Raw genomic sequence first — 22,062 nt, 5'->3', positions numbered from 1 at the left:
GTCAAAAGGAGTAAGGATTGGCGCGCAGTAAATCGAGTGGACGTTGGCTCAAGGAGCATTTTCAGGACCCCTACGTGCAGCGTGCAGCAAAGGAAGGGTATCGCTCCCGCGCTAGCTACAAGCTGCTCGAAATTCAGGAAAAGGATCGCATCCTGCGCCGCGGCATGCGCGTCCTCGATCTCGGTGCCGCCCCCGGTGGCTGGACCCAGGTGGCTGCCCCCATCCTCGGCCCCGAGGGGCGCATCGTTGCGGTCGATCGCTTGGCCATGGACCCGGTTGCCGATGCCCTGGTCATCGAGGGGGATATCTACGATGAGGCGGTCATCGCCCAATGTCGCGACGCCTTTCCCGACGGGGTGGACCTGGTGATGAGCGATATGGCCCCAAACATGTCGGGCATTGCCAGCAGCGATCAGGCGCGGGCCATGGGACTCTGCGAGCTCGCCCTGGATCTCGCGCGGGAGTGGCTGGTGCCTGGCGGCACGCTCCTGATGAAGGTCTTCATGGGCGCTGGCGCCGAAGAACTCCGTCGCGAACTGCGTGCGAGCTTTGGCAAAATCGTGGTGCGCAAACCCGACGCCTCCCGCGCCCGCTCGGCGGAGCAATACTGGCTCGCCCTAGACTTCCGCCCGCAGGGCAAATAGAATCACCAAACATGCGCGGTTAGCTCAGCTGGATAGAGCGTTGGCCTCCGAAGCCAAAGGTCACAGGTTCGAATCCTGTATCGCGCGCCAATAAAAAGCAATGTGTTGCATTGATGTGTGACTGCTCTCCCTTCCTTCGTGACCATTCCGTGACCGTCTCGTGACCAAACTGTGACCACCGTTGTCACCCAGGGGAAGCACGCCCTGACGTTTTGAGTATTAGGCCGCGGTGACCATGCAGAGCTTTCGCCGTGCGGCCGGGATTTCGGATAGTAGGCCGCGATCAGATCCACCAGCGCCTGCCACGACACCACCTAGTCCATCTCCCGAAGGAAACGCTCCCGCTTGCTTTCCTTGTGCCGTAAGCGATCGCTCCGCGGCGTTCTTTCGTTGAGGGTATTGTGTTGCCAGCATGATGGCTCCTTGGGACGCTTGGAGAAGTAAGATCATGCGCAGCTCGGAAGAAAAGACGCGGTATTGGCAGGAGATGGTGACGGCACAAGAGACCAGCGGGCTGTCAACGCCGCAGTTTTGCCAAGGGCAGGGTCTGGTTCTTTCGCAATTTTACTACTGGCGGCAGCGGCTGCGGGGTGGGGCCAGCCAAAAGACGGCGGCATCTTCCAGCGTTGCCCCCTTGCCCGAGTTCCTGAAGCTGGGATTGCCAAGCGAGCGGGAGACAGGGATTTCTTCCTTGGAGATTCGTCTGGACTTGGGCGCCGGCTGCACCCTTACCATTCGCCGCGGCTGAGATGTTTTTTCCCGAGGGGCGCATCCGGGTCTTCGTCTGCCGGGTACCGGTAGACATGCGCAAGTCTTTTGACGGGCTGTCGGCTTTGGTGCGGCAGTTCCTGGGGCAGGATCCCTTGTCTGGGCACTGTTTCGTCTTCGTGAACCGCCGCGCCACGCAGATGAAGGTGATCTACTGGGATCGCACAGGGTATTGCCTCTGGGCCAAGCGCCTGGAGCGCGGCCAATTCTGGAGCTGGCAGCGACCTCCAGCGGGGGAGTTGGATTGGACCGGTTTGAAACTCCTGCTCGAGGGCCTCGAAGTGGCCAAAACACGCCGTCGCTATCAGCGCCAAGTCCCCGAAAAACTGGCGGAAACTGGGAGTTAGCGCTATGATTCTGCAATGGAAACAGAGACTTCCTCGCTCCCACGCAACTACCCCGAAGCCCTCGCCGCTTGGCAATTGCAGGTGCTCCTCAACCAGTCCCTGCGGGAAGAATTTCAGGCACAGATCCAAGGTCTTCAAGCCCAGCTGGATTGGTTTCGCCGCCAGCTCTTCGGACCCAAGAGCGAGCGCCGTCTTCCGCCTCCTCCCATAGAGCAGCTCAGTCTCGGCGAGATCTTCGAGGCGCAGGAAAAACAGCCGGTTCCTACCCGTACCGTCGCTGCCCATACCCGCACGGTGGCCAAGCGCCCCGAGGAGAAGGCAGAGAGCCTGCCCTTCTTCGACGAATCGCGCCTGCCGGTCGAAACCATCGTGCTGCCGGCTCCCGAGACCCAGGGGCTGGACCCTTCGGCCTATGAGATCATCGACACCAAGATCAGCTATCGCTTGGCCCAAGAGCCCGCCAGCTATGTAGTTCTCAAATACGAGCGGCCCGTAGTGAAACTGCGCGACTCCGGAAAGATCACCCAGGCCCCGGCGCCTGCCGCGGTCTTGGAGGGTGGTCGGGCTGACGTCAGTCTCCTGGCGGGAATCCTGATCGACAAATTCCTCTACCATCTGCCCTTGTATCGGCAACATCAGCGCATGACCCAGCAGGGGCTGCGGGTGAGCCGCTCCTGGCTCACGGACTTGGTGCAACGCTCCATCTTCCTGCTTGCACCGATTTATGCGGCGCAGTTCGAGAGCATTCGCCAATCGCGGGTGCTGACCATGGATGAAACCCCCATCAAGGCCGGATTGTCAGGGAAGGGCAAGATGCACCGAGGGTATTTCTGGCCCGTCTTTGGCGATGCCCAGGAGATCTGCTTTCCCTATGCCGCCACCCGGGGCACGGTCCACATCGAAGAGCTACTCGGCAAGCTGCCGCCGGGCACCGTACTCCTGAGCGATGGCTATGCCGCCTATGCCCGGTTCCAGAAAGAGAACGAAGGGCTAGTCCATGCCCAGTGCTGGGCGCATAGCCGCAGAGAATTCGTCAAGGCCGAGGCCCATGAGCCCGAGCGGGTGGCCGAAGCCCTCCGGCAGATCCGGGAGTTCTATCGCATCGAGGAAGAAATCCAGGAGAAACAACTCACCGGGCAGGCCAAGCGGGAATACCGCAGACGACATACCCTGCCGCTGGTGACAGCCTTCTTCCACTGGGTAGAGCAACAGCTCCAGGACATCGCCCTGCTACCGAGCAACCTCTTCACCAAGGCCTTGGCCTATGTCCATGGCCGCAAAGGTCCGCTCCAAGTCTTTCTGGAAGATCCCGACGTACCCATAGACAGCAACCACATCGAACGACAGATCCGACCGATTCCCCTGGGCCGGAAGAACTGGCTCTTTTGCTGGACCGAGTTGGGCGCCGAGTATCTCGGGATCATCCAGAGCCTGCTCAGTACCTGCCGGCTTCAGGGGGTGGACCCGTACGACTACCTCGTCGATGTCCTGCAACGGGTGGCCACCCACCCCGCCAAGGACGTGGCGCAGCTCACCCCAAGACTCTGGAAAGAGCACTTCGCCGCCAACCCCCTGCGTTCTCCGCTGTATCACGTCCGCAAGCCCGCATAAAGAACGCCGCGGGGAGACCGGTTACCTTGTGCCGACATTTTCATTGGAGGAAGCGTCTGTTGCCGTTTTTGCCGCGCTGTGCATCGCATTCAAGTTTCAGGCAAACGGACGTCTATGAATTTTCCTAGGATTGGGCCAATGGCTTTGATGAACCTTCCATAATCGCCACTACTTCATCGTCAGTTATTTCGCGAAAATCTTTGTAGTACGTTCCCACTGCGTCAAAATGGCTGGGTGTTTCCAGGCAAAGCACTTCATCGGCCAAGGTGGCCAATTGTGCTACGACATCCTGTGGCGCCACGCCCACGGCTGCAATGAGACGCGCAGGTTGCTGTTTACGCAATAAACGCAAGGCGGCAGAAAGGGTGGCCCCCGTGGCGGCTCCGTCGTCGACGACGATCACTATGCGACCTGCCGTGGGGTAGCGATCGTGCACCAGCGCGTACTGGGCGCGACGCTTCTGTATCAGTGCCAATTGCCGTCCTGCCTCGTTCTGGAGATAGGCGCGACTGATCCCCATGTTTTTGGCATAGGGTTCGATCAGAATCGTTCCGTTCTCATCTACGGCGCCCACGGCGAATTCTGGATTTTCCGGTGCCCCAATCTTGCGGACCAGGACCACATCAAGATCGCCTTCCAAGGCGTCGGCAATGATCCGTCCCATGGGCACTGCTCCTCGCGGGATCGCAAGGACCAGTGGATTGGTTCCTCGATAGGAATCCAGGCGTCGCGACAGCTCTCGGGCTGCTGCCTCACGGTTGGCAAAGGGCATTTGTTCCTCCCGGGTCAGCTATTCATGCGCAAGGGAATACGGCGGCGCCCGAAGCGGCCGACTTGGCCCTCGAAGCGTCCGGCGATGGGGTACTGACAATGAGGGCAATGACCATTGGGGGTGAGATGGTAGCTGAGGATCTCGTACCAGTCCCGTGTGATCAATGCCGCGCCGCAGCCCGGACAGTAGGTAGTATCCCCCGCGACATCATGGACGTTACCGGTGTAGACATAATGGAGCCCCGTCTCCAGGGCGATCTGCCGCGCCCGAGTCAGGGTGGCAGCGGGGGTGGGAGACACATTGGGCATCCGGTAGTCCGGGTGAAAGGCGGAGAAATGCAGCGGCACGTCGGGGCCCAAATGCTCCATGATCCATGCACATTCGGCGCGGATTTCGGCGTCGGAATCATTGTGGCCGGGAATGAGCAAGGTGGTGATCTCCAGCCAGGTGGAAGTCTCCCGGACGATATATTCCAGGGTTTCCAGCACTGGTGCGAGATGGGCACCCGTCAGACGGTAATAGAATTCTTCGGTAAAGGCTTTGAGATCGACATTGGCGGCATCCATTTTGGCAAAGAAATCCCGCCGAGCATCGGCATGCACATAGCCTGCGGTCACCGCCACCGTTTGAATCCCTTGGGCGTGGCAGGCATCGGCCGTATCCAAGGCATACTCGGTAAAGATGATGGGGTCATTGTAGGTGAAGGCGACGCTTTTGCAGCCCAAGGATTGGGCCGTCTGCGCAATGGCCGTTGGACTGGCCTGGTCCTGCAGGCGGTCCATCTCCCGGGACTTGGAGATGTCCCAGTTCTGGCAGAACTTACAGGCGAGATTGCAGCCCGCGGTACCAAAGGACAAAACGCTGCTCCCCGGATAAAAGTGGTTCAGAGGCTTTTTCTCGATGGGGTCCACGCAGAAGCCGGAGGATCGGCCATAGGTGGTGAGCACCATCTCATCGCCCACCCGCTGACGGACGAAGCAGGCACCGCGCTGGCCATCATTGAGACGGCAGTCGCGTGGACAGAGGTCGCACTGGATGCGGCCGTCCTCCAGACGATGCCAGTAGCGAGCGGGATACTGCTGCCCCTTGGGATATTCGGTGTTATTCATCTTGCCTTTCCGGCGAAAGCCTGTGGCTCACGCCATTTTTGGACATGGTAGCGATAGACTTCGAGATCAGGTGACCAGAAATCCGGCGCTAACCCGGCCTTACGCTTCAGTTGCCTCAGAAATTGTCTGGGTTCCGGCAACTCTTCCCATACCTGGGGAAGGAAGGTGCCCTGATAGGCCCCATAACGGAGGAGGAGACCGTGCTTGCCGGGCTGGATCTGGGCGATCAGATCAACTTCGCTGCCGGCAGTCAGTCGTTCCAGTGGAGACAGGACCGACACTTCCACCTGCACGCCATGCCACTCAGCGGCGGAAAGCGGCGGAAAGCGAGGGTCATGAAAGGCCGCTGCCAGGGCATTGGCACGGATGTCTTCGCCGAGGGAGCGATGGGCGATGAGGCTGCCGATGCAGCCGCGCAAGACGCCCTGCTGGTTGAGGGTGACGAAGCTTGCTGCCGGGTCGCGCAGCCAGCTTGCGGCAGGGGCGGGCGCCCCCGCCTGGCCCAGAGCCTCGCTAATAGCCGTCCGGGCCAAGCCGAGCAAAACCGGGCCGGCGTTCTCCGGAAGCTGAGCTGGACGGTGCTCCTGAGATGATTGCCGGATATGCTTCATGACGTTGTGGGCTCCGTGAAAAAGGCAAAGGCCGCGTAGCCGACCACTGCGTCCCGGCTTCCTGCGGTATCGCCGGAATTGCGAAGATCAAGCAAGCGGGGCCACAAGTGATGACGCTGGGCGGCCTGCAAGAGGCCATTGATGGGTGTGGCGCCACAAGCCTGATCATGATGGATGGGCGTGGTGTCCAGGCGCAGGATCTGCTGGACCGTTGCGTTGTCGATGTTGCGCGCTTCGGCATAGGGGTGGTAATGAGAAAGATCCGAACTGATCAAAATGACAGTTTCCGGCCCGTCCCATAGGGCATCGAGTACCTCTGCCACTTCTCTGGGGCTCGCTTTCCCCACCACCAAAGGGAGGATGAATACCTGCCCCAAGACCTCTTGCAGGAAAGGCAGTTGCACTTCCAGGGCGTGTTCCTGCGCATGGGGGATGGGCAATTCCAAGACCTGGGGCAGGTGCTTAATGGCGCCGACCCCGGTGCGATCCACGGGGAGCGCGCCGAGGGGGGTCTGGAAGGCATCCACGCCGGGCAACGCAATGCCTCGAAAGGGGACGCGATGGGCTGGGCCGAGGATGACGACCCGTCGGATCTTTCCCCGGCCCGTCGCCAACAGCTTATATGCGCTAGCCGCTATGATCCCGGAGTAGACATAGCCAGCATGAGGGACAATCAGTGCTTTCGGCCATGAGGACGCTTCCCTCTCACTGTGCAGGCCAGCCTCGCGGAGAAACTTTTGGACATCCTTGTGCAAGATGGCCGTCTGATTGGAATAAAAAGTACCTGCCACGGCGGCTGGTCGTATACGGGTCATGACCGACTCCTCCCTGAATGCTCTCCATGTCGAGGCATAAAGAGTGATTTTCAAGGGCGGCGACGGCGAGTTCCGCGGTTGCCAACTAGAGGCTAGGACTCTGCCGGCGCTGCTAGCGACGACCAGGATGGCAGGCCATATTATGGAGCGGGTAATGGGATGGCAGAAACGTTCCATAACCGTACGACGGACCTACCTTCACGGCTGGAATGAATCCCCCGGGTTTAGTGGAGGCTCTGTAACGTGACAGAATGGAGCCATGGATACGACGCAATCAGCTCCGAAGTTTCCGCAAGAGTTTCGGTCTCGCGCGGTTAAATTGGTGGAGGAGCATCGAGGGGAACACCCTTCGCTTGCGGCGGCGTTGCAATTGATTGCTCTGAAGTTCGGGTGTACTCCCAAGACGCTGCGAGTGTGGGTAAATAAGGCGGAGGATTATCAAAGGAGACGAGAAACCGGAATGGCCAGGAGATATCCGGAGTTGCTGCCTATAATGTATGTCTTCCCAATAATTACGCCATCCTGAGGTCCAAAACCACCATGTGAGTAGTGGAACAGGTGTACAATTTTTCCGTTGGATGCGTTTAGGGAAACAATGTCTCCATTACCAAGTGCTTGTATGATGATGCCGTGATAGTCATCAGGTGCGCCTTTCATCCCCGCGGGCATTTTGCTGGCCCACGACACCTCGCCATTCTTGATGTTGATCTTATACTCCTCGTGGGTGACGGGGCTCCCGGTGTAGACATACGTTCCAGAAATCAATGGAACAGCATCTTTATTACGCGGCGGAACCTTGCCTTGCCCTAACATTCTCGTCCAAATAAGTTTTCCCGTTTGCGCATCGAGCGCAAACTCTTCTGATAGCGATTCCCCTTTTGGCGTATCAGATCTGCGAATTTCAATTTGGCCAACCGCAACCTGATCATCTGCTGCCAGCGTACCGTCGCCGGCGCTGCTGGAGAAAACATTCTTGGGTCTCATAACCCAGAGAAGCTTTCCATTGGAGCTGTCGATTCCGTAGATTTGACTGGGATGTGTTCCTCCCATAACGACAATAGATCCGCCGCTAGCCGGTGTTGCTGAAGACATACTTACAAAGGATCTTATCTCTCGCTTCCACTGTATACTGCCACTCGCGGGGTTTAGTGCTTCGACATACCCAGAGCCATTTCCAAATATTAACGATCCATGTATGAAAGCTGGCGTTGGCATATCCTCCCCTTTTGTGGGATGAAACCAAATCAGCTTTCCAGAAGCTGCGTCGACAGCGGCGATTCCAGAAACCCCATTTCCGCGCACCACTACCGCATTTCCTACACCAAAATTCTTCGCATGGCTATAACTGAAAACAGAGTCTCCGACGCCAATGAAAACCATGTTTGTGCCATCTACTTTGGCAACTATTGGGGTCGTCATTATCTCATTGTAAAAGTTCCTTTGCCAAAGCAGGCGCCCAGAATTTATGTCTAGAGCGTAGAGCATTCCGTTGTCATTGGGAGCATACACCACCCCATTGGCGACACTTACACCGATAGGAAAGCCAACGTAGTTGCGGACCTGAGTACCCGTGCGAAGAACTCGGTGATCCAAATGGGCCGCGCCTGGAACTACAAATGTCCACGAAAGACCAGGGAGAGAGGATTGGTACACGGCTTCATGCTGACTATCGAGCGCATAACTTAGCCATTGTGTAGGCGTAGTCGCGCTCCCTTCAGCATGGGCAAATCCGGATCCCACGCCAAATGCCAGTATGACCGCCGTTGAGAGGGTTGAAAGAAAATGTGTTGTTTTGGTTTTCGACATGGCACTCTCCTCAACTATTTGCCATGAGCCATGGGCAAAAGTCGTGCCAATAAACTGGTTTTGCTTTTCAGCGCGATAGCTCCATAGACCTCATCCCGAGGTCGACCAGCGCCAGCAGGGCGCCTCGAATAACCCCTCGGCCCCTCAAACAGTGTCCGGGGCCTAGATCCAATCGCCAGGGTAGGGCCGATCACGCATGGACGTGCGAAAAGGCTTGAGCACGGTGACTCCCCTTCCTCCGGGAGAATTCTATTCCGCCTCACCAGGAACACAGGCCCAGAGAGAAATATTGAAACCTCCTGCCGAATTCTATGCTATAATAATATAAATTGGTTCGATTTTCAGACCTGCGCGGCATACCTCCCCTCCGAATCGTGAGGGTTCTGCAGCAATCTGTTAATCTTTCAGCTGAGGATGGAGTTGGTGTGAACGTTATAAACGTTGCAACAATGCATGATCTAGTCAGGCAAGCTACGGAATTCCAAGAGAGACGCCCCTATCCTTGGTTACCTATACAAGGTTTTCTGTATCAAGATGCATTTGATCGCCTATGTGGAGAGCTTCCTGATCCGGCTCTATTCGACTCACAAATCGGCTACAAGCGAGCACACGGCCAGCGCAGCCACGACCGTCTCGCTCTTCAATACCGTCCCGCCTTAGGGCCGCAGCTCTCTGAAGCCTGGCGGCGTTTCATCCAAGAACTACACAGCGAGGATTACCTGTCCTTTTGGCGGCAAATGTTGGGACTTAGTACAAAAACCCGCATCGTCCTGACCATGCATTGGCACTATGCTCCCTCGGGAGGCTCGGTTTCACCTCATACCGACGCCCGACGCAAGATCGGCTCCCATATTTTTTACTTCAATACACCCGAGGATTGGGACGAAGCATGGGGCGGACAGACATTGGTTCTGGATGATGATGGAAAGTGGCCACGGCATTCTGCCCCAGATTTTTCGGCGCTTCGAGAGGTTGCAGCTTCCCAAGTGCTCGGAAATCGAAGTTTCCTTTTTGCCCAAACTGATCACTCTTGGCATGCCGTCAAAGCGGTGACCTGTCCACCCGGACGGTTCCGAAAGGTATTTATCGTCGTTGGCAACCGCCTCACGCCCCAAGTTGTCTGGCGGCGAATTCGCGGAAAGGATGCCGACGGCTATCGCCTAGCTGGATAGAGGATACAGAAAGACAATGACAAAGCGAATGGTCGTTGGAATACCACATGAAGAACATGGGCGGGCACGCGTCTCGTGGCTTGCTGCGCAGAGCGCTGTGCTCATCCTTCTTTGCTGCTTTACCCCGGCAGCGAAAGCTATCTCACTACAGCCTAGTGGAGCCCCTTACTTGAGCACGGGTGTAGGCATTTTCAATATGGTCGGTGCAGTCAATGACGATGGATACAATCATACGCCGGCGGAGCTTAATCTTGAGTATCAGTCAGGAACCCGTTTTTATGGGATTGGCTATATGCTGGGGCTTTTGGCCAACACCGATGGCGGCGTCGACGGCTATGGTGGACTCTACGCCAATATTGCACTTTCTCCCCATTGGATACTCACGCCAGAGGCAGGCATCGGCGGGTACCGCCAGGGCCAAAGCAAGAACATGGGAAGTACCTTCCTGTTTCGATTGGAGTTGGGTTTGGCCTATCAACTACCAGGAAAACAAAGGATTGGCATCAAAATAGCCCATCTCTCCAATGCTGATCTCTATCGCCGAAACCCTGGCGAGAATGAGCTTCTAATTACCTATTCATTACCACTCAACTAGAGTGTTTTCCTGATGACTCCCATGTACCATTCCAAAATTCTGTCAATCTGAACAACAAGTTCATCATGAAGAATGCCAGGATTCTTCCTTTTTCTTAAGAGAATCAAGGAATTTAGGAATACCATCTTGTGCTATCATTCGCCCATAGGTATCACGGTATGTCAAATTCATACAGACGCCATCGATGAATACATCGTAAATCTTCCAGCCGCCGGTTTCTTTTACAAATCCATACGTTACCGGGATATTTTGGCGTCCGTCTGTTTGTATGATCTCGGTATCAACTTGCGTGATCGGAGGGTTTGTAGAAATTTGCGTACTTGCCAATATACGCACAGTTTGACCAGAATACCTACTGAAAGCGGTCAAATACACCTGAATTAACTGGGCACGATAGAGCCCTATGAATTCATTCTGTTGTGCTGGGCTCATTTGGTTCCAGTATTGCGCCATGACCAGCTTTGACATAACTTCAAAGTCCACATAGGGCAGTACGATTTTTTTGATTTCTTCCTGCTCTGCCAAGGTTGAAGGTTGTCCCTCGTGCGCCTGCAGGATATGGACTACCCGTTCCGTGATATCACGAATGATCGCTGTGGGGGATTGCAGCTCATCAGCGTAAGAAATCGCCGCAAAAACAAGCAGAAATATGGCACCTACGGTAGCTGAAATTCTTTTTGCCCTACACAAATAGGGAAGACACAATCGATTCATATTTTACCCCTCTCTGCACGCACAGCATCCCAACCCCATTGAGGATGATCTTTTTTCTCAAGATATCTTTCAAATCAGTCATAAAGCCCAATAATCTGCAACGATACTCGGTTCAGGCCACTGTTCTACATACAAATGCAGGCTTATTCATGACGTCCTTCCTCCGCACCTTGCTGGGGACCAAACCCCAAGCTCTCGCGCTTTTTCAGGATGACGTGTACCACTGCTGCTCCCAAGAGATAGGCGATAACCCGAGATAGTTGCACCAGCCATTCTGGCGGTAGGAAAGCTTCCGCTTGCAGGGCGTGTCTAGAGACGGAAAAATCCAGAACACCAGAGATCCCCACCCCCAAAAGAAGAGCGCTAGCCAACGAAACAACCCAGGCACAACAATACTTCTGCAAAAAAGCAAAGGCCAAACGATAGACCACCGCACCCAGGAGTAAACTAATAAAGATCTCTGCTATCCAGATACGCAGCATACCCTCTCCTACTCTCAAATTCGATGCCGGAACAACCAGCTAGCCGCCGCCATGGAGAAAAGCGCGATGATCGCCAGGGGCCAATACTGGTTCCATAGGTTGCTCACTCCATCTCCTTGCAGGAATACCCCGCGCACGATCACCAGGAAATAGCGCATGGGGTTGGCATAGGTGAGGTCTTGCACCAGCTCGGGCATGTTGGCAATGGGGGTGGCAAAACCCGAGAGGATGATGGCCGGCACCAGAAAGAGAAAGGCGCCCAGGAGGCCCTGCTGTTGGGTAACGGCAAGGGAGGAAATCATCAGGCCGATGCCCACGGCAGCCAGGAGAAAGAGCAACATCCCCAACCCCAGGGCAAGGATACTGCCCAGAAACGGCACCTGAAACCAGAACACCGCCACCAGCACGATGAAGGCGCCTTCGAGGCCACCGATGAGGATGCCCGGCAAGGCCTTACCCGCCAGGATCTCTCCTGGTGTCAGGGGCGTGACGAGAAGCTGGTCGAAGGTTCCCTGCTCCCGTTCCCGGGCTACGGAAAGGCCAGTGACCAGCAGCGTGACCACGAGCATGAGCAGGGCGACGATGCCAGGCACGATGAACCAGCGCGAGAGCAGATTGGGATTGAACCAGGAGCGTACCTGCAGTTCTGCCGGCGGGCGCCCCCAGTGATGCTGCGCCGCCCAGCGCTGGTCGAAGCGCAGCAAAATGCTGTTGGCATAATTCATCGCCAGGGTGGCGGTATTGGAGTTGCGACCGTCGATGATCACCTGCACGGGTGCCGGCTGGTGACGCAAGAGGTCTTCGGTAAAGTGCGGCCCAATGTGGACAACCAGGAGCGCCTTTCCGGTGTTGATGAGCGGCGCGATCTGCCCTTGTCGTGTGACGGTGGCCACCTGCTGAAACGCTCGCGAACCCTGGAACTCCCCGAGCAATTCCCGCGCCGCAAAACCGGAGTCCTCATTGTACACCGCGTAGGGAATGTGACTCAGGTCGAAGGTAGCGGCGTAACCAAAGACCAGCAACTGGATCAAGGGCGGTCCGATGAGCACGAAACGGCTCTTCTTGTCACGCAGGATCGCCAAGAACTCCTTGATCATCAATGCCCAGATCCGTGCCAACATCAATCGAGCCTCTTGCGCGAGCGCCGCAGGGTCATCCCCAAGAAGAACAGGGCCATGAGCAGCAATGCCAAGTCATTCCAGAGGAGGATGGGCCAGACGTCGCCAGCCAGAAACAGGGTCTGCAGGATACTCACGAAGTAGCGTGCCGCAACGACATGGGTCATGACGCGGATGGGAGCCGGCATGGACTGGATATCGAAGATGAATCCGGAAAGGATGAAGGCGGGCAGAAAGGTGACGATGATGGCGATTTGCCCGGCAACAAACTGGTTGCGGGCGACGCTGGAAATCAGCAGGCCCATGCCCAGGGCCACCAAGAGAAACAGCGCCGAGGCGAGGAGCAGCAGCCAGAAACTCCCCACCAGAGGCACGGCAAAGAGCCACACCGCCAGGGCCACGGAGAGGAGCATGCCCCCCATACCGAGGAGAAAATAGGGAATGAGCTTGCCGAGGAGAATCTCGAGCATTTGCACCGGGGTAGCCATGAGGGCTTCCATCGTGCCCCGCTCCCACTCCCGGGCCACCACCATGGCCGTCAGCAGCGCGCCGATCAGGGTCATGATCACCGCAATGAGGCCCGGCACCAGATAGTTGCGACTGCGCAGGGCGGGGTTGAACCAGATGCGGTCTTCAGCCCGTACCGGAATCACCAAAGGCCGACCGGCAGCCAGAGCGCGCTGTTGCAGCCAATTCTGCCAGACGCCCTGCAGGTACCCCTCGATGATGCGGGCGTCATTGGCGTCCACACCATTGACGACGACCCCAATGCTGGCCGTATCGCCGCGCAGAACCTGACGGCTGAAGTCCGAGCGCAGCCAGACGATGCCGTTCACCTGCCGCTGCAAGAGGGCGCCGCGCGCCTCCTGGACGCTCGGAAAGATCTCCGGTCGGAAATAGGGTGACTGCTCTAGGCCACCGACGAAGGCGCTGGTCTCGGCAGTGGCTTGATTCACCACCACCGCGAGAGGGATGCGTTTGGCATCGAGGGAGACCCCATAGCCAAACAAAAACAGCAGAAAGACCGGCAGAAAAAAGGCAATGGCGATGGCCGACGGATCGCGCAAGATCTGCAGGAACTCCTTGCGGATCAAGCCGCGCAGGCGGCGACCGTTCACGATGCCCTCCGGATGCTCTGCTCGTGACTTTCGATCAAGTGGATGAAGGCATCTTCCATGCTCGGGTTGGGCTGCTCAGGGCTCTGTGCCTGGCGACGGATCTCTTCGGGACTCCCCTGGGCGAGGATTTCTCCCAGGGACTGCAGGATCAGGCGGTCACAATATTCCGCCTCATCCATGAAATGGGTGGTGATGAGCACCGTCACCCCCGATGCCGCGAGGGCGTTGATTCGCTGCCAGAATTCCCGGCGGGTGAGGGGATCCACCCCCGAAGTCGGCTCATCTAGGAAAAGGATCGGCGGCTGGTGCAGGAGGGCGCAGGCTAGGGCAAGGCGCTGTTTGATGCCGAGGGGCAGGTCGTCGACATTGATGTCGCGATAGTCGTCGAGCTGAAAGTCCCGCCGCGCCCGGGCGATGCCATCGCTGCGCGTCTTCGCGCGCAGACCATAGGCGCTGGCAAAAAATTGCAGGTTCTGATCGACGCTGAGGTTGCCGTAGAGGGCAAATTTCTGCGCGACATAGCCAATGCGCGCCCGTGCCTGGCTGGAAGCGCGGCGCATGTCGACTCCTGCCACTTCCAGGGTACCGCCCGAAGGCGCCAACAGGCCACAGAGCATGCGGAAAGTCGTGGTCTTGCCCGCCCCATTGGCTCCCAGGAGCCCAAAAATCTCGCCGTTGCGAACCTGAAAGCTGCTGCTTTTCACCGCCTCGAAGCTGCCGAAGACCTTGCGCAGTCCTTCCACGCGAATCACAATCTCTTCTGCTCCCGCGCCGGAGGGCTGGGAAACCGTCTCGGCACCCTGGGCGGCTACGGCAGGTGTCGTGGCGCTGCCCAAGAGGGAAACAAAGGCATCTTCGAAGGAAGGCGGGATCGCCTTCCACTCTTCGCCCGCCATGGGAAGCGGGGAGGGCTCGCTGCAGAGCACCCGTACCCCGCCGGCGACCACCCGCGCATCCACGATACCGGCGCGGGCTTGCAGCGCCTGCCGCAAGGCCCGACGGCGCAGCCCCGCTGCCGTTACCAGAAAACAGTGCCCGTCGAAGGGTGCGAGAAAGTCCTGGGGGGTACCCTCACGCAGGAGCTGCCCTTCGTGCAGCAAGAGGATCTCGTCGCAGCGTTCTGCCTCATCGAAGTAGGCAGTGCTCAGTAACACCGTCGTGCCCTGTCCGCGCAGCCCCTGGATGATGCTCCAGAGCTCGCGCCGAGCGATGGGGTCCACCCCCACCGTTGGCTCATCCAGCAGCAGCAGATCCGGCGCCCGGAGCAGGGCACAGGCGAGACCCAGCTTCTGCTTCATGCCACCGGACAATGCCCCGGCGCGGCGCTTGCCAAAGGGCCCCAGAGCGGTGAGCTGGAGCAGTTCTGCTTGCCGCTGCCGCGCCGTTGCCGTATCGATGCCCTGCAGGTCGCTGTACAGATCCAGGTTTTCTTGCACCGTGAGGTCTTCGTAGAGCCCGAAGCGCTGTGGCATGTAGCCGATGCGTTGCTGCTGCGCGCCCGTCTGCCCGCCCAGCTCTTCGCCAAAGCGCAGGATTTTACCCTCACTCGGCTGCAGCAATCCCGTCGCCAGCCGGATGAGGGTAGTCTTGCCGGCCCCGTCAGGGCCCAGCAGACCCGTCACCTTGCCGGCAGCCAGTTCGAGCTCGAGCCCAGCCAGGGCGCGCACCGTGCCCTTCCCGCGTGGGAAGACCTTGGATACGTTGTGGAACTGCAGCGGACTACTGCTCACCATCGGACGCGGCACAGGGGTGTTGCGGCAGATTTTGCGGGGTGTTGTGCTGCAGGTCGATGCGTACTGTTACCGGCATCCCGAGGCGCAGTTCGTGCTGCGGATTACAGGCATAGACGCGTACCCGGTACATCAGTTCGGTGCGTAACTCCGTGGTCTCGACGCTCTTTGGCGTGAACTCCGCAGTGGGAGAAATGAAGCCGATCCAGCCCTTGAAACGCTTGCCTGGAAAAGAGTCGCTGCTGATCTCGGCGCGCATCCCCGGACGCACTTTGCCCAGCGCTTTCTCCGGCAGATAGGCCCGGGCCCAGACGGGATTGTCGAGGGCTAAGGTGAAGATCGGCGTGCTCGGGGAGACCATGTCGCCAGGCTCGACGATGCGATCCTGCACGACACCATTTTCCGGGGCGTAGAGCTTGGTGTCTTGGAGCTGCCGCTCGGCGAGGGCCAGAGCGGCGCGATCGGCGGCGAGTTGCGCCCGTGCCGCCGCAATATCTTCTTTGCGCGGTCCCTTGATGGCCAGAGTCAGAGCCTGTTGGCTGTGCTCCAGATTGGCACGTGCAGTTTTGAGGGAGGCGGCGGCATTGTCGACGTTCTGCTTGGGCACATACTGCTCCGCCGCCAGGGATTCCTGCCGTTTGTAAGTGATCTCGGCATTGGCGAGGCTGGCCTGGGCGGCAGCGACTTGCGCCCGCGCTTCGGCAATCTCCTCAGGGCGGGAACCCGCCAGGAGCCGGGCCAAGATCTGTTCCTGCGCGGCCACCAGGGCTTTGTCGCGAGCGACAGCATCCTGGAAGCGGACCGGGTCGAGTTCTGCCAAGAGCTGGCCCTTATGGACCCGATCGCCTTCCTGCACCAGAAGCGCCTGCACCCGCCCGTCGTCATGGAAGGCGGCTTGTACCTGGCGGATGTCGATGTTGCCATAGATGGTGACGACATTCGTGGCTGCTTTGGGCCGGTGCAGCACCCAGAACAGCACGCCGCCAATCACGAGCAGGGCGAAGAGGACTAGGAAGATCCGTTTCTTTTTACTGGCCATGGGCACATCCTTCGGGCAAAGCCTTTGCGCTGCGAATCCGGAACATCATGACTGCGCCTTGGTACTGGACGGTTGCAAGAGACCATTCAGCGCCTGTAGGTCAGATGCATCGAGTTCGCCCGCGGCAAATTTGAGCTGCACGCGCGCAAGCACTTGGCGATACAGGGCGAGCTGATAATCCTGTTCGGCACGGATATAGTCCGTGGCGGTCTGCAAGAGGTCGATGATGGAACGGGTACCGACTTCGTAGCCCTTGCGTGTCCCTTCCAAGGAGATCTTGGCCGATCGTTTGGCTTCTTTCGCCGCAGTCAATTGGGCAACACTGTCGCGAAGATTCAAAAAGGCCGTTTGGGTATCCAGACGCACCTGATCGCGGACACTGCCAAGGTGTTCTGCTTGTGCCATCCCCTGGGCCTGTGCCTTTTGCACCCCGCTGGAAATCGATCCCCCCTGATAAATGGGCATGCGCAAGTTGAGGCTCACCCCTGCCTGATTCTCGTTGAAGCCGGGAAAAGGGCTGCCGTGCACGTGCTGCGCAATACCCTGCAGATCCAGCTTGGGCCAGCGCGCCCGCTGCGCATATAGCACTTGTTCCTGGGCCACGCGCAGTTGCGCCTCTGCTTCCTGAACCAAGGGTTGAGAGCGCAGTGCCACTTGCACCCACGCATCCATATCGTCTGGCTGTGGCCCGCGCGGCGTCACCTCGCCCAGCTCGCGCAACGATCCAACCGGAGCATGGGTAAGCCGCTCCAATCCTTTTTGGGCCACTAACAGGGCATTTTGTGTCTGGATCAGATCTGACTGCGCCGCATCCAACCGCGCCTTCGCCTCCCGCACGGCAATGATGTCACCCGTGCCAATCCGCAGAGCCGCCTCGGTTTGCCGATAGATACTTTGCAACAAGTCCTGCTGCCGCTGGGCGATGCGCTCCTGCGCTTGTGCCTCTAGCACCGCAAAATAGGCCTTGGCTACCCGTAGCGCCAAGTCCTGCTCGGCGTAGAGCAAGGCAGCCGCCTGCGCCTGAATCTGGCTACTCGCTTGGCGCAGAGCAACCAGACTTTGTCCATCGAATACCGACTGCGTCAAAGTGACACTGTAACTATCGGAGTAGTACCCCTTGTTGATATCCAGCCCGGCAAAGCCAGCGAAACTTCCGGTGTTGTATCCCACACTGGCGCTGGCGCCCAAGTGTGGCAAGAGAGCGGAGCGCGCCAGCGGTCGATCCTGCAAGGCCGCTTGCCATTGCGCCCGCGCCTGCGCCAACGCCGGATCAGTTCGCCATGCTTGCTGGTAGGCGGAGAGCAAGTCCTCGCCAAATCCCGGGGCGGAAGCACCCACGGTAACCCAGATGGTGCAGCAGGCAATAGCAAGTCTCTTCATCTCGTTCCTTGGCGACATGGAAGATATCCACGTCTCTTTGTCGTTAGTATAGCGAATGGAGAGGCCATCTTCACGAGCTGTGCTCTCCTTTCTCTTCCGGATGTCCGCGACGATCCTGATGGGCATAGATCAGCACTGCAAAAAACACCCCGCTTTGCACAAAACCCAAGAGCGCCTCGATGCCCACCGCCAACATGGCGTTGGGGGTGCGTGGGATCCAGTCGCCGATCCCCAAGGTGGTAAAAAACTCCATGGAAACATACAGGGCAAGCCCAAAGTCATGGCCCTGCAGCCGCAACAGATGTTGCGCGAGGTCGGGGCCGGTGTAGGTGAACAGACGATACACCCCAAAAAACTCATAGAGCAGCGCAAAGTAGAACAGGGTCACGGCCGTGACTTCCAGATACAAAAACACGATCTGCAACAGGTCCATGTGCAGAGATCGGCGCGACCGCGACACATAGAAGAGCATAAGGTCGAGGAGAAAGAAGCGCACGGCAACCACAAAGATCAGCAGCGCAAATAGCACATCTTCCCGATATTCCGCAAAGAACGCTGGATCGGCATGCATCCAGAGATCTACCGCAAGCAAGGGCAACAGCAGGCTTGGGATAACGAAAGGCAGCAGCGGTATGATGCGGGCGCGCATCGCCGCTGCTCGTTGGGCACGTTCGCGAAACGACGCCCCCATCGCTAGTCCGTAGCCCGCTCTCCCAGCATCGCAAATACCGGCTCGGCATCGCCGATCACCCGCGTTGCCATCGCATAGCGGGCAATCCGCACCGTCTCAATGACTTTATCGGTAGGGATCTTCTGCTGGGCAATCTTATCCGCCATCGCCTGTACACAGGCATGACTGGAACTGGCCAGGGCTGCAGCCAAATATAGCAGCGTGCGCGTTTCGTCATCCAAAGCCCCGTTCGCCGGCATGGCGAAGGCCCGCGAACGCATATGCTCGTGGATGAGCTCAGAATCGGCTCCTACAGACTTCTCGATGGCGCTCGGCACTCGGCCCATGGCCTGACGCATACCGGCCATGATCTGTTCTGGACTGGGACGTTGTTGTTCCGACATGGTATTTCTCCTCTACGTACAAAAGGTAGTTTAGACGCGATTCTGCAAGTACAAGGTGTGGTAGAAAGGCTCCACCGGGCCGGAGACCACATACGGCGCCACTGCCATAAAGGACTGTTGGAAACGAGGATCCAGGTGGGAGTTTTCGTGATCCCAGACCGATTCCCAGACGCCGTGCATCAGATAACTGCGCAACGCACCGTTGGGCTCGGTATTGACCAGAATCTCGGTGCTCACCGCCTTGCGATAGTCACTGTTGTCCCGACTGCCGGGACGCCCCAGACCATTGGGATCATCCTTGGGCTCGTAGGTGTTTTGCGCCACCTGCAGCAAGGGCGCCACCTTGGCTTCCAGCTCCTCCCGCACGCTGTCGGGTACGGCGACATGATTGATGACGGTCACCCAACTCTTGCTGGGTTGGTCTTCCTGCCGCGCGAGGAATCCGGCGATGGCATCGGTCGTGGAGTAGATGGCCTCGCGATCACCAGCAATCAGCGACGCGTAAATCCCGGTCAAGGGCAGAAACTCTGCAGATTCGGTTGCGCCCGGAGGAGTGAATCGTAGCAACGGAGTAAGCCGATTCTGCACCCAGCCATCCAGTTGCGCCCGCGGCAACAGTTCTTGCTGCGCAAAGCGCAGCAGCAGCACGTTGAAATAGGGCAAGCGACCTGCTTTGCTCGCATCAACGTCAGCCTGCGCCAGCATCCCCTTGAGTACTGGTGGATAATTCTTGACCATGGTGGACTCCCCCTGCATCTGCTTGAGGGTCGCGCCTAAAAAGCCTTTCTGCGCGGAGAGCTCTTGCACGAGATTGGCGACGGCTGCCACCGTAGCTTCCTGTTGCGGCGGTGGCACCCGAAACTCGACCACATAACTCTGCGGAAAAGCCGCGTACTCCCGTACCTGCGCTCCTTGTCCCATCCCGGCAATGCCAAGGGGCGATAAGAGCACCCCCGAGCCCGCAACGGCGCCGGTCAACAAAAATCTTCTCCGATCCATGAAAGTCTCCTCCATGTTTTGGTCGACAGCAGGTAGACGCAGGATATTCGAAAAAGATGCAGGGCGGATCGCTTGCCGCGCGGCGGCTGGGGGATGCGCAGCCCGCGCGCCTAGCCTTTGCCTCGTTTGGCAGTAAAACTGCCGTGGCAACAAACTTGGCCGGTATCGGGATGGAAACGCACACCGCAATGATCCAGCAATTCGGCGCGAAGGCGGGCGCGGGCGCGTTGCAGCCGCGACTTGACGGCAGGCAGAGAGAGGCCGAGGGAGCGGGCGTACTCCGCCTGCCCCAGCCCGGAGAGATCACACTGGGTGATGGCGTCGCGATCCTCATCGGACAAGCCGGCCATGGCCACCGGAAGGCATTCTGCCAATTCGGCCAAAGGTGATGGCTCTTCCGACTCCATCGCAAGATCTTCGCTCAATTCAGAGCTGGGGCGGGCGCGGCGTTGGTAATCCACCAAAAGATTGCGCGCCACCTGAAAGAGCCAGGCGCGGGTGTTTTCCACTGCACAAAAGCGCCCTCCCTGACGGAGAAGGCGCAAAAAGATTTCATGCAAGAGATCATCGGCCTCCCAAGGATCGGCCAAAGCGGAGAGCTCGCGCCGCAAAAAGCTGTGCAGCTCCCGTTCCGTCTGCTGCCAGGCCAGCAAGGCGCAGGGTACAGCGCCTTCCGACAGAGCATCTCCCTCACCCATGACTCTTGCCCTCCTCTCAGAGGGCAAAGCCTACGCCGTTTTCGTGGCCGTTCAAACTTGCGGGGCGGTTCCCGGCACCAAATAGATCGGTTCCTGGTCGGCGGGCATCTGGGCGAGTTCCTCGGGGGTCATGCGGGCGTAGATCTCGAGCAGGTAGCCGGTGGGATCGCGCAGCCAGAGTTCGTGTAGGGGGGTACCGCGCCAGGTACTGCGCGGCGGCTTGACCACTTCCGCACCCGCGGCAACGGCGCGATGGTAGGTCTCGATCACCGCCGCCTTGCTGCCGACCCCCAGGCCCACGTGGTAGAGACTATAGGTATCCAGGGGCTCTTCGCGATCGTTGACCAGAATCACCAGATTGAGGCGCAGATCCGGGACGATGAAGGTGCTGAAGCGCGCCGTCTGCTGTTTGGGCTCCACACCCAAGAATTGCCGATAAAAGGCCGTGCTCTGGGCAAGGTCGCTCACCCGGAAGCTCAGGTGAAACTCCTGGGTATCCGGAACCAAGATAGTATCCATTGCTGACATTTCTTCTCCTCAGGCCTCCAGATGACCGATGCGTTCCAATTCCCGGTGCAGCCCTTTGGGATCCTTCTCGAGAAGCTCGGCAACGGGAAGCGCCAACAGGGCCTCGATACGATGACGCAGGATGCGGTAGGCAGTGTCGAAGGCCGCCTCGATTTCGGCTTCAGTGCCCGTTGCCTTGGCGGGATCCTCCACCCCCCAGTGGGCGCGGATGGCGGGGCCGAGGTAGGCGGGGCAGGTTTCTCCGGCGGCACTGGCGCAGACGGTAATGACGATGTCCGGCGCGCTGGGGAGATCATCCCAAGACTTGCTGGAGAGCCCCTCCGTCGCAAAGCCCTCGCGTTGCAGAAGCGCGATGCTGCGGGGATGGACGTAGCCAGCGGGATGGCTGCCGGCACTGATGGCATGCAACTTTCCTTGCGCCAAGCCATTCAGGGTGACTTCGGCGAGGATGGAGCGGCAGGCATTGCCGGTACAAAGAAAGAGGACTTCTGGGGTCTTCATGGCGCAGATCTCCGTTGGGGGGAAGAAGTTTGCTCAGGGGTATCCTTGCCTTTCACGGTGCAGGACTGGGTTCCCTGGCAGCAGTTTTCCGTGAGGTAGGCGACCAGGGCGCGAACCACGGGCATTTGCGCACGGTAGCGGTGGTGGCGCCCTTCCTGCGCCACCGTCACCAGCTCCGCATGTTGCAAGGTCTTGAGATGGAAGGAAATCCCGTTATGGGCTTGGCCCAGGTGTTCGGCAATCTCTCCAGAGAAGAGCCCAAGGGGTTCCTGCTGCACCAGCAGGCGGAAGATTTTGAGGCGCACCGGCGAGGCGAGGGCCTCGAGCTGGGCGACGATGCGAGAGGACTGCAGTGACTCGTTCATGATTCAATCCGCGAATGTTTCTTGTAGTATTGACAAGAAAGCAGGCTTCGTCAAGACTACTGCATC

Annotated in this window: 25 protein-coding genes and 1 tRNA gene; 7 read left to right on the top strand and 19 right to left on the bottom strand. The window is 58.5% G+C overall.

Going from position 1 to position 22,062, the window contains the following annotated elements; genetic code table 11:
- Positions 1 to 17: 17 nt before the first annotated feature.
- From ORD17_RS01375 to ORD17_RS01355, 5 genes are all read left to right on the top strand, one after another.
- A complete protein-coding gene (locus tag ORD17_RS01375; RefSeq protein WP_308389135.1) occupies positions 18 to 644 on the top strand; it encodes an RlmE family RNA methyltransferase in 627 nt (208 codons plus the stop codon).
- Positions 645 to 657: 13 nt separating this feature from the next.
- Positions 658 to 734, top strand: a tRNA-Arg gene (locus ORD17_RS01370).
- Between the two features lie 358 nt (positions 735 to 1,092).
- Positions 1,093 to 1,392: a hypothetical protein gene (locus ORD17_RS01365; protein ID WP_308387602.1), complete on the top strand. Its 300-nt coding sequence runs from the start codon at positions 1,093 to 1,095 to the stop codon at positions 1,390 to 1,392.
- 1 nt (position 1,393) lies between these two features.
- The gene (gene tnpB / locus ORD17_RS01360) at positions 1,394 to 1,759 is read left to right on the top strand and encodes an IS66 family insertion sequence element accessory protein TnpB (protein ID WP_308387601.1); all 366 of its coding nucleotides are present in this window, start codon (positions 1,394 to 1,396) and stop codon (positions 1,757 to 1,759) included.
- A gap of 15 nt (positions 1,760 to 1,774) precedes the next feature.
- Entirely contained in the window at positions 1,775 to 3,370 is a 1,596-nt protein-coding gene (locus ORD17_RS01355) for an IS66 family transposase (protein ID WP_308387974.1), read from the top strand.
- Positions 3,371 to 3,494: 124 nt separating this feature from the next.
- On the opposite strand, the gene ORD17_RS01350 is transcribed toward ORD17_RS01355, so the two are convergent.
- The 5 genes from ORD17_RS01350 to ORD17_RS01330 all read right to left on the bottom strand — a co-directional run bounded on the left by ORD17_RS01350 (position 3,495) and on the right by ORD17_RS01330 (position 8,483).
- Positions 3,495 to 4,142, bottom strand: coding sequence for a phosphoribosyltransferase family protein (locus tag ORD17_RS01350; protein ID WP_308389134.1), 648 nt, complete (start codon positions 4,140 to 4,142; stop codon positions 3,495 to 3,497).
- 14 nt (positions 4,143 to 4,156) lie between these two features.
- Positions 4,157 to 5,251 carry an AmmeMemoRadiSam system radical SAM enzyme gene (gene amrS / locus ORD17_RS01345; RefSeq protein WP_308389133.1) on the bottom strand — a complete coding sequence of 365 codons (1,095 nt, stop codon included), beginning with the start codon at positions 5,249 to 5,251 and terminating at the stop codon, positions 4,157 to 4,159.
- Entirely contained in the window at positions 5,248 to 5,862 is a 615-nt protein-coding gene (gene amrA, locus ORD17_RS01340; RefSeq protein ID WP_308389132.1) for an AmmeMemoRadiSam system protein A, read from the bottom strand. The genes amrS and amrA overlap by 4 nt, the downstream gene beginning before the upstream one ends.
- Entirely contained in the window at positions 5,859 to 6,677 is an 819-nt protein-coding gene (amrB, locus tag ORD17_RS01335; RefSeq protein WP_308389131.1) for an AmmeMemoRadiSam system protein B, read from the bottom strand. The genes amrA and amrB overlap by 4 nt, the downstream gene beginning before the upstream one ends.
- A gap of 438 nt (positions 6,678 to 7,115) precedes the next feature.
- Positions 7,116 to 8,483 carry a PQQ-binding-like beta-propeller repeat protein gene (locus ORD17_RS01330; protein ID WP_308389130.1) on the bottom strand — a complete coding sequence of 456 codons (1,368 nt, stop codon included), beginning with the start codon at positions 8,481 to 8,483 and terminating at the stop codon, positions 7,116 to 7,118.
- A 425-nt stretch (positions 8,484 to 8,908) separates the two neighbouring features.
- Here ORD17_RS01330 and ORD17_RS01325 point away from each other — a divergent pair, with 425 nt between their 5' ends.
- Together ORD17_RS01325 and ORD17_RS01320 are read left to right on the top strand one after the other, a co-directional pair.
- Positions 8,909 to 9,655, top strand: coding sequence for a 2OG-Fe(II) oxygenase (locus ORD17_RS01325; RefSeq protein ID WP_308389129.1), 747 nt, complete (start codon positions 8,909 to 8,911; stop codon positions 9,653 to 9,655).
- A 169-nt stretch (positions 9,656 to 9,824) separates the two neighbouring features.
- A complete protein-coding gene (locus ORD17_RS01320; RefSeq protein ID WP_308389128.1) occupies positions 9,825 to 10,250 on the top strand; it encodes an acyloxyacyl hydrolase in 426 nt (141 codons plus the stop codon).
- Between the two features lie 63 nt (positions 10,251 to 10,313).
- Here the strand turns inward: ORD17_RS01320 and ORD17_RS01315 are convergent, their stop codons facing one another.
- From ORD17_RS01315 to ORD17_RS01250, 14 genes are all read right to left on the bottom strand, one after another.
- Positions 10,314 to 10,964 carry an ABC transporter substrate-binding protein gene (locus ORD17_RS01315; RefSeq protein WP_308389127.1) on the bottom strand — a complete coding sequence of 217 codons (651 nt, stop codon included), beginning with the start codon at positions 10,962 to 10,964 and terminating at the stop codon, positions 10,314 to 10,316.
- A gap of 143 nt (positions 10,965 to 11,107) precedes the next feature.
- A complete protein-coding gene (locus tag ORD17_RS01310; protein ID WP_308389126.1) occupies positions 11,108 to 11,446 on the bottom strand; it encodes a hypothetical protein in 339 nt (112 codons plus the stop codon).
- 14 nt (positions 11,447 to 11,460) lie between these two features.
- Positions 11,461 to 12,567 (bottom strand): ABC transporter permease, encoded by a 1,107-nt coding sequence (locus tag ORD17_RS01305; protein ID WP_308389125.1) that lies wholly within the window; start codon positions 12,565 to 12,567, stop codon positions 11,461 to 11,463.
- Complete coding sequence (locus ORD17_RS01300; protein WP_308389124.1) at positions 12,567 to 13,682, bottom strand: ABC transporter permease; 1,116 nt, start codon at positions 13,680 to 13,682, stop codon at positions 12,567 to 12,569. Before ORD17_RS01300 ends, ORD17_RS01305 begins: the two co-directional genes overlap by 1 nt.
- Complete coding sequence (locus ORD17_RS01295) at positions 13,679 to 15,415, bottom strand: ATP-binding cassette domain-containing protein (RefSeq protein ID WP_308389123.1); 1,737 nt, start codon at positions 15,413 to 15,415, stop codon at positions 13,679 to 13,681. Before ORD17_RS01295 ends, ORD17_RS01300 begins: the two co-directional genes overlap by 4 nt.
- The gene (locus tag ORD17_RS01290) at positions 15,402 to 16,451 is read right to left on the bottom strand and encodes an efflux RND transporter periplasmic adaptor subunit (RefSeq protein ID WP_308389122.1); all 1,050 of its coding nucleotides are present in this window, start codon (positions 16,449 to 16,451) and stop codon (positions 15,402 to 15,404) included. The genes ORD17_RS01295 and ORD17_RS01290 overlap by 14 nt, the downstream gene beginning before the upstream one ends.
- A gap of 45 nt (positions 16,452 to 16,496) precedes the next feature.
- Positions 16,497 to 17,831 carry a TolC family outer membrane protein gene (locus ORD17_RS01285; protein WP_308389121.1) on the bottom strand — a complete coding sequence of 445 codons (1,335 nt, stop codon included), beginning with the start codon at positions 17,829 to 17,831 and terminating at the stop codon, positions 16,497 to 16,499.
- Positions 17,832 to 17,901: 70 nt separating this feature from the next.
- Positions 17,902 to 18,480, bottom strand: a complete 579-nt coding sequence (locus ORD17_RS01280) for a hypothetical protein (RefSeq protein ID WP_308389120.1) — start codon at positions 18,478 to 18,480, stop codon at positions 17,902 to 17,904.
- Between the two features lie 44 nt (positions 18,481 to 18,524).
- Positions 18,525 to 18,905 carry a carboxymuconolactone decarboxylase gene (locus ORD17_RS01275; protein WP_308389119.1) on the bottom strand — a complete coding sequence of 127 codons (381 nt, stop codon included), beginning with the start codon at positions 18,903 to 18,905 and terminating at the stop codon, positions 18,525 to 18,527.
- Positions 18,906 to 18,935: 30 nt separating this feature from the next.
- Positions 18,936 to 19,904, bottom strand: coding sequence for an antibiotic biosynthesis monooxygenase (locus ORD17_RS01270; protein ID WP_308389118.1), 969 nt, complete (start codon positions 19,902 to 19,904; stop codon positions 18,936 to 18,938).
- A 110-nt stretch (positions 19,905 to 20,014) separates the two neighbouring features.
- The gene (locus ORD17_RS01265) at positions 20,015 to 20,602 is read right to left on the bottom strand and encodes a sigma-70 family RNA polymerase sigma factor (protein ID WP_308389117.1); all 588 of its coding nucleotides are present in this window, start codon (positions 20,600 to 20,602) and stop codon (positions 20,015 to 20,017) included.
- 51 nt (positions 20,603 to 20,653) lie between these two features.
- On the bottom strand, positions 20,654 to 21,121 hold the full coding sequence (locus tag ORD17_RS01260) for a VOC family protein (RefSeq protein WP_308389116.1): 468 nt from the start codon (positions 21,119 to 21,121) through the stop codon (positions 20,654 to 20,656).
- A gap of 18 nt (positions 21,122 to 21,139) precedes the next feature.
- Positions 21,140 to 21,631: an arsenate reductase ArsC gene (locus ORD17_RS01255; RefSeq protein ID WP_308389115.1), complete on the bottom strand. Its 492-nt coding sequence runs from the start codon at positions 21,629 to 21,631 to the stop codon at positions 21,140 to 21,142.
- Positions 21,628 to 21,996 (bottom strand): metalloregulator ArsR/SmtB family transcription factor, encoded by a 369-nt coding sequence (locus ORD17_RS01250; protein WP_308389114.1) that lies wholly within the window; start codon positions 21,994 to 21,996, stop codon positions 21,628 to 21,630. The genes ORD17_RS01255 and ORD17_RS01250 overlap by 4 nt, the downstream gene beginning before the upstream one ends.
- Between the last annotated feature and the right edge of the window lie 66 nt (positions 21,997 to 22,062).

The organism is Acidithiobacillus sp. AMEEHan (assembly GCF_030996345.1).
Taxonomy (GTDB): Bacteria; Pseudomonadota; Gammaproteobacteria; order Acidithiobacillales; family Acidithiobacillaceae; genus Igneacidithiobacillus.
This window is presented reverse-complemented; position numbering and strand designations above follow the sequence as displayed.

Coding starts and splice junctions, on each gene's coding strand:
- ORD17_RS01365 (WP_308387602.1), top strand. CDS start 1,093: ATGCGCAGCTCGGAAGAAAAGACGCGGTATTGGCAGGAGATGGTGACG.
- tnpB (WP_308387601.1), top strand. CDS start 1,394: ATGTTTTTTCCCGAGGGGCGCATCCGGGTCTTCGTCTGCCGGGTACCG.
- ORD17_RS01355 (WP_308387974.1), top strand. CDS start 1,775: ATGGAAACAGAGACTTCCTCGCTCCCACGCAACTACCCCGAAGCCCTC.
- ORD17_RS01350 (WP_308389134.1), bottom strand. CDS start 4,142: ATGCCCTTTGCCAACCGTGAGGCAGCAGCCCGAGAGCTGTCGCGACGC.
- amrS (WP_308389133.1), bottom strand. CDS start 5,251: ATGAATAACACCGAATATCCCAAGGGGCAGCAGTATCCCGCTCGCTAC.
- amrA (WP_308389132.1), bottom strand. CDS start 5,862: ATGAAGCATATCCGGCAATCATCTCAGGAGCACCGTCCAGCTCAGCTT.
- amrB (WP_308389131.1), bottom strand. CDS start 6,677: ATGACCCGTATACGACCAGCCGCCGTGGCAGGTACTTTTTATTCCAAT.
- ORD17_RS01330 (WP_308389130.1), bottom strand. CDS start 8,483: ATGTCGAAAACCAAAACAACACATTTTCTTTCAACCCTCTCAACGGCG.
- ORD17_RS01315 (WP_308389127.1), bottom strand. CDS start 10,964: ATGAATCGATTGTGTCTTCCCTATTTGTGTAGGGCAAAAAGAATTTCA.
- ORD17_RS01310 (WP_308389126.1), bottom strand. CDS start 11,446: ATGCTGCGTATCTGGATAGCAGAGATCTTTATTAGTTTACTCCTGGGT.
- ORD17_RS01305 (WP_308389125.1), bottom strand. CDS start 12,567: ATGTTGGCACGGATCTGGGCATTGATGATCAAGGAGTTCTTGGCGATC.
- ORD17_RS01295 (WP_308389123.1), bottom strand. CDS start 15,415: ATGGTGAGCAGTAGTCCGCTGCAGTTCCACAACGTATCCAAGGTCTTC.
- ORD17_RS01290 (WP_308389122.1), bottom strand. CDS start 16,451: ATGGCCAGTAAAAAGAAACGGATCTTCCTAGTCCTCTTCGCCCTGCTC.
- ORD17_RS01285 (WP_308389121.1), bottom strand. CDS start 17,831: ATGAAGAGACTTGCTATTGCCTGCTGCACCATCTGGGTTACCGTGGGT.
- ORD17_RS01280 (WP_308389120.1), bottom strand. CDS start 18,480: ATGCGCGCCCGCATCATACCGCTGCTGCCTTTCGTTATCCCAAGCCTG.
- ORD17_RS01275 (WP_308389119.1), bottom strand. CDS start 18,905: ATGTCGGAACAACAACGTCCCAGTCCAGAACAGATCATGGCCGGTATG.
- ORD17_RS01270 (WP_308389118.1), bottom strand. CDS start 19,904: ATGGATCGGAGAAGATTTTTGTTGACCGGCGCCGTTGCGGGCTCGGGG.
- ORD17_RS01265 (WP_308389117.1), bottom strand. CDS start 20,602: ATGGGTGAGGGAGATGCTCTGTCGGAAGGCGCTGTACCCTGCGCCTTG.
- ORD17_RS01260 (WP_308389116.1), bottom strand. CDS start 21,121: ATGGATACTATCTTGGTTCCGGATACCCAGGAGTTTCACCTGAGCTTC.
- ORD17_RS01255 (WP_308389115.1), bottom strand. CDS start 21,631: ATGAAGACCCCAGAAGTCCTCTTTCTTTGTACCGGCAATGCCTGCCGC.
- ORD17_RS01250 (WP_308389114.1), bottom strand. CDS start 21,996: ATGAACGAGTCACTGCAGTCCTCTCGCATCGTCGCCCAGCTCGAGGCC.